This window comes from Frankia sp. CcWB3, assembly GCF_977927595.1.
The window spans coordinates 5,618-11,642 of the sequence record NZ_CDWRCK010000141.1 but is presented as its reverse complement, the minus strand read 5'-3'; the positions used below and the strand labels follow the sequence as shown (position 1 = coordinate 11,642).

10 protein-coding genes and 1 pseudogene are annotated in these 6,025 nt (G+C 70.6%); 5 read left to right on the top strand and 6 right to left on the bottom strand.

All coding sequences use genetic code 11. The features are described 5' to 3' along the window. Positions 1 to 203: 203 nt before the first annotated feature. From pspAB to ACY5KJ_RS12235, 4 genes are read right to left on the bottom strand one after another with little or no spacing between them, the layout of a single operon-like run. Positions 204 to 815 (bottom strand): PspA-associated protein PspAB, encoded by a 612-nt coding sequence (gene pspAB / locus ACY5KJ_RS12250; protein ID WP_462189018.1) that lies wholly within the window; start codon positions 813 to 815, stop codon positions 204 to 206. Between the two features lie 32 nt (positions 816 to 847). Continuing rightward, the gene (gene htpX / locus ACY5KJ_RS12245; protein WP_462203389.1) at positions 848 to 1,804 is read right to left on the bottom strand and encodes a zinc metalloprotease HtpX; all 957 of its coding nucleotides are present in this window, start codon (positions 1,802 to 1,804) and stop codon (positions 848 to 850) included. 41 nt (positions 1,805 to 1,845) lie between these two features. Next, positions 1,846 to 2,127 (bottom strand): PspA-associated protein PspAA, encoded by a 282-nt coding sequence (gene pspAA / locus ACY5KJ_RS12240; RefSeq protein WP_462189017.1) that lies wholly within the window; start codon positions 2,125 to 2,127, stop codon positions 1,846 to 1,848. Next, positions 2,124 to 2,879: a PspA/IM30 family protein gene (locus ACY5KJ_RS12235; RefSeq protein ID WP_462189016.1), complete on the bottom strand. Its 756-nt coding sequence runs from the start codon at positions 2,877 to 2,879 to the stop codon at positions 2,124 to 2,126. The genes pspAA and ACY5KJ_RS12235 overlap by 4 nt, the downstream gene beginning before the upstream one ends. A 222-nt stretch (positions 2,880 to 3,101) precedes the next feature. Between ACY5KJ_RS12235 and ACY5KJ_RS12230 the strand changes: the two genes are divergently transcribed. After that, on the top strand, positions 3,102 to 3,260 hold the full coding sequence (locus ACY5KJ_RS12230; RefSeq protein WP_462189015.1) for a hypothetical protein: 159 nt from the start codon (positions 3,102 to 3,104) through the stop codon (positions 3,258 to 3,260). Positions 3,261 to 3,501: 241 nt separating this feature from the next. Here ACY5KJ_RS12230 and ACY5KJ_RS12225 read toward each other — a convergent pair whose 3' ends face one another. Together ACY5KJ_RS12225 and ACY5KJ_RS12220 are read right to left on the bottom strand one after the other, a co-directional pair. Further along, the gene (locus tag ACY5KJ_RS12225) at positions 3,502 to 3,633 is read right to left on the bottom strand and encodes a hypothetical protein (RefSeq protein ID WP_462203387.1); all 132 of its coding nucleotides are present in this window, start codon (positions 3,631 to 3,633) and stop codon (positions 3,502 to 3,504) included. After that, entirely contained in the window at positions 3,630 to 3,962 is a 333-nt protein-coding gene (locus ACY5KJ_RS12220; RefSeq protein ID WP_462203386.1) for an alpha/beta fold hydrolase, read from the bottom strand. The genes ACY5KJ_RS12225 and ACY5KJ_RS12220 overlap by 4 nt, the downstream gene beginning before the upstream one ends. 134 nt (positions 3,963 to 4,096) lie before the next feature. On the opposite strand from ACY5KJ_RS12220, the gene ACY5KJ_RS12215 reads away from it, so the two are divergent. The 4 genes and pseudogenes from ACY5KJ_RS12215 to ACY5KJ_RS12200 all read left to right on the top strand — a co-directional run bounded on the left by ACY5KJ_RS12215 (position 4,097) and on the right by ACY5KJ_RS12200 (position 5,997). Next, positions 4,097 to 4,654 (top strand): GNAT family N-acetyltransferase, encoded by a 558-nt coding sequence (locus ACY5KJ_RS12215; RefSeq protein ID WP_462189013.1) that lies wholly within the window; start codon positions 4,097 to 4,099, stop codon positions 4,652 to 4,654. Between the two features lie 32 nt (positions 4,655 to 4,686). After that, entirely contained in the window at positions 4,687 to 5,175 is a 489-nt protein-coding gene (locus ACY5KJ_RS12210; RefSeq protein WP_462189012.1) for a MarR family winged helix-turn-helix transcriptional regulator, read from the top strand. A gap of 110 nt (positions 5,176 to 5,285) precedes the next feature. Continuing rightward, positions 5,286 to 5,516 (top strand): annotated as a pseudogene (locus tag ACY5KJ_RS12205) (MFS transporter); the annotation flags it as partial. 325 nt (positions 5,517 to 5,841) lie between these two features. Further along, positions 5,842 to 5,997, top strand: a complete 156-nt coding sequence (locus ACY5KJ_RS12200; RefSeq protein WP_462203385.1) for a hypothetical protein — start codon at positions 5,842 to 5,844, stop codon at positions 5,995 to 5,997. The last annotated feature ends 28 nt before the right edge of the window (positions 5,998 to 6,025 follow it).

The following is a 6,025-nucleotide window of genomic DNA, read 5'->3' as shown; positions in this document are numbered from 1 at the left end:
GATTCCCATCGGCCCTCCGCTGCATCGTTGCGTGAAGTGGGTCACAACTTTGCAGCCGGCGAAGGGTGGTTGCACCACTCCTAAGGGTGGCTGGGAGATGGAAATCGGGTGGTTAAACGCAATACTGTTGGCCCAAGGCCACGTCGGCCTCGCCGGTAGTCCTATCTAGTAGTTTCACGAATACCATAGGTTACACCCAAGGGCTATTCTCCTGGTTGATCGGGCGCGGGATCCGGCGTGTCGAGGCCGGGCGCTCCCCACAGGGGAAACCAGCGGGACAGGTCCGGTTCGATCGGGAGCTCACCCGCCAGCACCTCCCGTACCTCCAGCTCGGCCGGATTGTCCCGGCGCTGGTCACCGGCCGGCACGAACGGGTACCAGGTGCCGCGTTTGTAAAGGTAGATCAGCCCCATCTGCCGGCTGCCGTCGGTGAACCCGACGACGGTGCACAGCAGCGCCGGGCCGAAACCGGCGTCGCGCACCGCGGCATTCGCCGCGTGCAGGTCGGTGACCAGGCCAGCGAGGTCCTGCTCGCCGTCCTGCTCGCCGGTCCGTCGCAGCAGCCAGCTGTACCCGAAGCTGTCCGTGCGCCGCTCGTACCGGCCGCCGTCCAGGCTCAGCAGCCGGTCGATCTCCTGCGCTACCCCGGTGAACGCGCCGCCGGACGCGGGTTTGACGCAGACCGCCCCGGCCCCGGTCGGCCGCCATGAGCTGGCGGCCTGCAGGGTGACGGCGGCGGCCGGGAGCGTGAACAGCCGGTCGAGGTCCGGCGGGGCGGGCCGGGTCCGGCCGAGAAGCACGTCGAGGATCCGCATGGTCCGGCCTACTTTCTACCCGGGTCACCGAACTACCCGGGCTCACCGGACTGGGCGGCCAGCCGGGCAAGCTGGGCCAGGCGGGCATCCAGCGGCGGGTGGGTCGAGAACAACGAGGACAGGCTGACGCCGTTCGCCAGCGCAGGGGCGAAGAAGAAGGCGTTGAACGGTTCGGCGGCCCGCAGGTCGCGGGTCGGGATCCGGGAGATCTCGCCGGTGACCTTGGTGAGCGCGGCGGCGAGTGCGGCCGGCTGGCCGGTGAGGATCGCCCCGGACCGGTCGGCGGCGAGCTCCCGGTACCGCGACAGCGCCCTGGTCAGCAGGAACGACAGCGCGTAGACGGCGGCGGAGACGACCACCACGACGAACACGACGAGGGCGCCGCTGTCCTCATCATCGCCGTCGCCGTCGCCGTCGCCGTCATAGCCGTCGGACCGACCGAAGCCGCCGGCCATCCCGGAGTAGAGACCGAATCGGGTGACCAGACCGGCGAGCACCCCGAGAAACGACGCGACGGTCATGACGGCCACGTCCCGGTGCGCGACGTGGGACAGCTCGTGGGACAGCACCCCCTCCAGCTCGTCGGCCTCCAGCCTGCGCAGCAGCCCGGTCGTCACGCAGACGACGGCGCGTTTCGGGGTCCGGCCGGTGGCGAACGCGTTCGGCAGGTCGGTGCCCACGACCGCCACCGCGGGCTTCGGCAGGTCGGACAGCGCGCAGAGCCGGTCCACGACGCCGTGCAGCCGCAGCTCCTGCGCCGGGCTGACGATGCGCCCACCGGTCGCGTACAGCGCGAGGCGGTCCGAGAACCAGTACTGGGCGGCGAGCAGCCCGCCGGCGATCAGGACAACCAGGACCGGTGACACCCCGACAGCGATCAGGACGGCGATGAAGGCGACGTAGACCAGCCCGAGCAGGAAGACGGTCAGCACCATCCGGGCCGACAGTCCCTGGTCCGGGGCGAACCTCCGCGGCGCACGCGTCACCATCATCATCGTCACCTCACCATCGTCACCTCGTCGGCCGGGGCTCAGCCGCCGGGAATCAGGCCTTCCTCGCCGAGCAGCCCGCGGACCTCCGCCAGCCCGGTGCCGGCGCGCGGCAGCACCAGCTCCGATGGCTCCAGCCGGTCCGCCGGCACCGCGCGGCCGCGCGTCCGGACCCGTTCGAGCAGCCTCGTCAAGGCTTCCTGGAACGCCGGCTCGTCCCCGGCCTCGACGGCCGCCAGCAGCACGTCATCCAGCTCGTTGAGGGCCTCCAGGTCGGTGGCGGGCAGGTCGAACTGGCCCTCACCCAGAATGCGCACGATCACGGCTGCTCCTCCGGTCGAGCAGCGTCGGCCGGCTGGCGGCCGCCGATCGCCCGCGCGGGCATGGCGCTTTTGATCTCGGCCAGATCCCGATCGATGTCGGCGGTCACGGACAGCCGGTCCAGCTCGGCCTGGATGTCGTCGCGCGGGCCACCGGCCGCCGTCTCCAAGGCTCCGGAGGCGAGTAGTTCGTCGATCGCGCCGGCCCTGGCCTGCATCTGCTCGGCTCTGTCCTCGGCCCGCTGGATTGCCAGGCCGACGTCGCCCATCTCCTCGGAGACCCCCGCCAGCGCCTCGCCGATCTTCGTCTGCGCCTCCGCCGCGGTGTACGTCGCCTTCACCGTCTTCTTCCTGGTCCGGAACGCCTCGAGCTGGGCCGCCAACCGCTGCGCCGCCAGCGTCAACCGGTCCGCCTCCGCCCGCAGCGATGCATGCTGCTCCCGCAGCTCCTCCAGCTGCGCGGCCACCCCGGCCCGGCGGCCGAGGGCCTCCCTGGCCAGGTCGTCGCGGCCCGCGGCGACCGCCTGGCGGGCCTGCCCGGACAGCCGCTCGGCGGACGCCCGTAGCTGTTCGACCTGGAGCTCCAGCCGCTTCCGGCTGGTAGCGACGTCCGCTACCCCGCGGCGGACCTGCGCCAGCAGCTCGAGCTGCCGGGCGTAGGAATAGTCGAGAACCTCACGCGGATCCTCGGCGCGGTCCAACATCCTGCTGGCCTTGGCCCGGAACACCAACGCCAGCCGCCTGCTCAGGCTCATCGACGCCTTCCCTCCCCCGATCCCGTCGGTCCCTCTCCGATCCCGCCGGTCAGCCGACGGTCAGCCGCTGGCCTGTGCTGGGGGAATGCCCCCGGCGCCGCCGTCCACACGACCGGCGATGGTCTGATCCGTCCCGGGCCTGTTCGCCGCCCGGCTACGGCACCGCTGGCCGGCTACGGCAAGTTACTCGCGCGCTCCTACGGTCTCGGGGCCTACCGACCGGTGCACCAATTCGTCGTGGACGCCTGTGCCGCGCAGCATCCTGGCGGCACAACTCGCCGCGAAGTCCAGGCAGTCGCGCTGTGCCTGATGCCGCGCTGTGCCTGTTCGTCGAGGACGGTGTTGACCCGCAGGCCGGTCCCATGCTGCGCAAACGGATGATGGCGTACCGTCCGGACTTCCGCTGGCTCGAACCCCCGCCGCGGCATGGTCTGGTCACCGCCTGCCGGAAGTGCCGCCGTGCCCCCAGCGCCTCCCGCGTCCGGGGTACCCGGGGTACGGCCGGTCTACCGGCAGTCGGGAGGGTGACGTCGGCTTGCCCCGAGCACGGGGCGGTCCGGCGGCCGGCCGAGGGCCCGGGGTCTGATCCGTCGGGGTCGGAGGAGCGACGCCAGGGCCCGGTCTAATCCGGGGCCTCCAGCATCGGCAGATGGCCGCCCGGGATCTCGACGGGCTCGACGCCGAGCGACGTCCTCGCCCCGGCCCGCTCGGACTCGATGTCGAACAGCTCGTCACCGGTGGCACAGACGATCATGGCGGGGATGGCGGCGCGGGTACAGCACCGCGATCGCCGTCCGTGGATCCCAGGCGCTGGTGCCGTCGGGGCGCGTCGGCGGCCCCCATCGAATGCCCGACGACCACGATCGATCCGGCGGTCCCGGGAGCCCCTGGTCCGGCGGCCACGATGGCCGCATCGAGGGCGGCGAGCGCCGGGCGGATGCGTTCCTCGTACGTCGTGGCCGGGTTGTGCAACGGCAGGTCCGGTGCCACCACCCGATGTCCCCGCGCCCGCAGTTCCGCTCCGAGGGGCTCCCAGCACGTGGCGTCGTGCCAGGCTCCGTGCAGCAGGCAGAACAGAGCCACGACCCGAGGCTATCCAGCCGGTGGCTCGCGCGCGGGTCCCACGGTCCGCCTCGCAACCCACGGTCCGCCTCGCAACCCACGGTCGCCGCCTTTCTCGAGGCGGGCCGCAGGCTTCCGGCAAACTACCGGACGCGATGAGTCTGACCACGATCATTCCCCTTCTCACGACGGACCGGCTCGTCCTGCGGCCCATCCACAACGACGACGTCGCCGGCTACACCGAGATCTGGTCCGATCCCGAGTTCACCCGCTACTTCCACCGGCCGACCGACCCGGACGGCGTCTGGCATGCCCTGGCCGGCTGCATGGGCTGCTGGATGCTGACCGGCGTGGGTCCGTGGTCGGTCGTCGAGAAGGCGAGCGGGCAGCTCGTCGGCCAGGCGGGGCTGTGGACCGAACCCGGGTGGCCGGGCGTCGAGGCCGTCTGGTTCCTGCGCCGGGACCGCTGGGGGCGCGGCTATGCCACCGAGGCCGCCACCGCGGCACTGACCTGGGTGTTCGCCCAGCGCCCCGACCTCACCGAGGTCGTCTCGGCCATCGTCCCGGCCAACACCGCGTCCGTCCGGGTCGCCGAACGCCTCGGCATGACGTACGTCCGCAGCGAGTTCCTCCACGACGAGGCCCATGCCGTCTACGCGGTCAGCCGGGCCGGCTGGATCACCCCGACCACTCGACGGCAGGCTTACGGATAATCCGCGACGGACCCAGTCGTTATGCTGCGGGCATGACCGCCATGGCGCCCTCCCGCGCCGGACCAGACCTGTCGTTCCTGCTGGACCGCGCCGGCCATGCCCTGCGGACCCGGATGGCGGCCGCGCTCGCCGAGATCGGTCTCACCGCACGCATGCACTGCGTGCTGGTGCATGCCCTGGAGGAGGAGCGCACCCAGATCCAGCTCGCCGAGATCGGCGACATGGACAAGACGACGATGGTGGTCACCGTCGACGCCCTGGAGAAGGCCGGCCTCGCCGAACGTCGGCCCTCCGCCAGGGACCGGCGGGCTCGGATCATCGCGGTCACCGAGGAGGGCGCGCGGATCGCCGCGCGGAGCCAGGAGATCGTCGATCGGGTCCACGAGGAGGCGTTGGCGGCGCTTCCCACCGAGGAGCGGGAGGTCTTCCCGCGGGCGATGAACCGCCTGGTCGAGGGGCATCTGGCCGGACCGGCGGAGAGCCCTCAGCCGGTCCGGCGGGCCCGCCAGCGGGCTCAGTAGCCACGAGGTAGCCACGAGGTAGCCACGAGAAGGATCGTCTACCACAGACTCGTCTATTGCGGTCCTATCTACTACGGTCCCTTCTGTTGCCTCACCCGACAGGAGAGTCCGTGTCCGCTGCCCCCACGCCCGCCACGCCTTCCACCGCCGCCGTACCCTCCACCCGCGCCACGCCCGCCAGGCGTTCCGCGCCACGGTCGCGCTGGCTCGCCCTCGGCGTGCTCGCCACCAGCATGCTGACGATCATTCTGGACGGCAGCGTCGTGACCGTGGCGATGCCGGCCATCCAGAGCGACCTGGGCTTCTCACCCGTGGGCCTTAGCTGGGTCGTCAACGCCTACGCAAGTAGTACGTTATAGCATCATCGTATGGAATTTCCTTCGTTGCTCCCCTTGCCCGAATGGCCCGATGCCGAGCCGGCCCTGTGGTACGGCCGGATGTCCGATGTCGACAATGACGCACGTATCCCGGACCAGTTCGCCCGAGGTCAGCGTTACGCGCGGCTGACGGGTGAGTACTGGATAGCCCGGGCGTGGGCCGATGACGGGATTTCCGCCTGGCGTGAGGATGTGGTCCGGCCGGAGTTCGAAGGCTTCCTTACGACGCTACGGAGTCGAAATGAAATAACTTGCGCGTTTCGAACCCTCCACAGGCCTGTGACCTGCGATGATGCTCTCGATCGCGTATTTGTTACTTCATTACGTCCCCTACGAACGGGAAAGCACCGGGTTGTGGTGGCGTGGGAGGAGAGCCGGATTACCCGTGACCCGGTGGTCGGCGCGGAGTTCGGCAAGATCATGCAGCGGGTCAGTGGCCGACTAATCGTCACTGATGGTGAGAAGGCCACGAC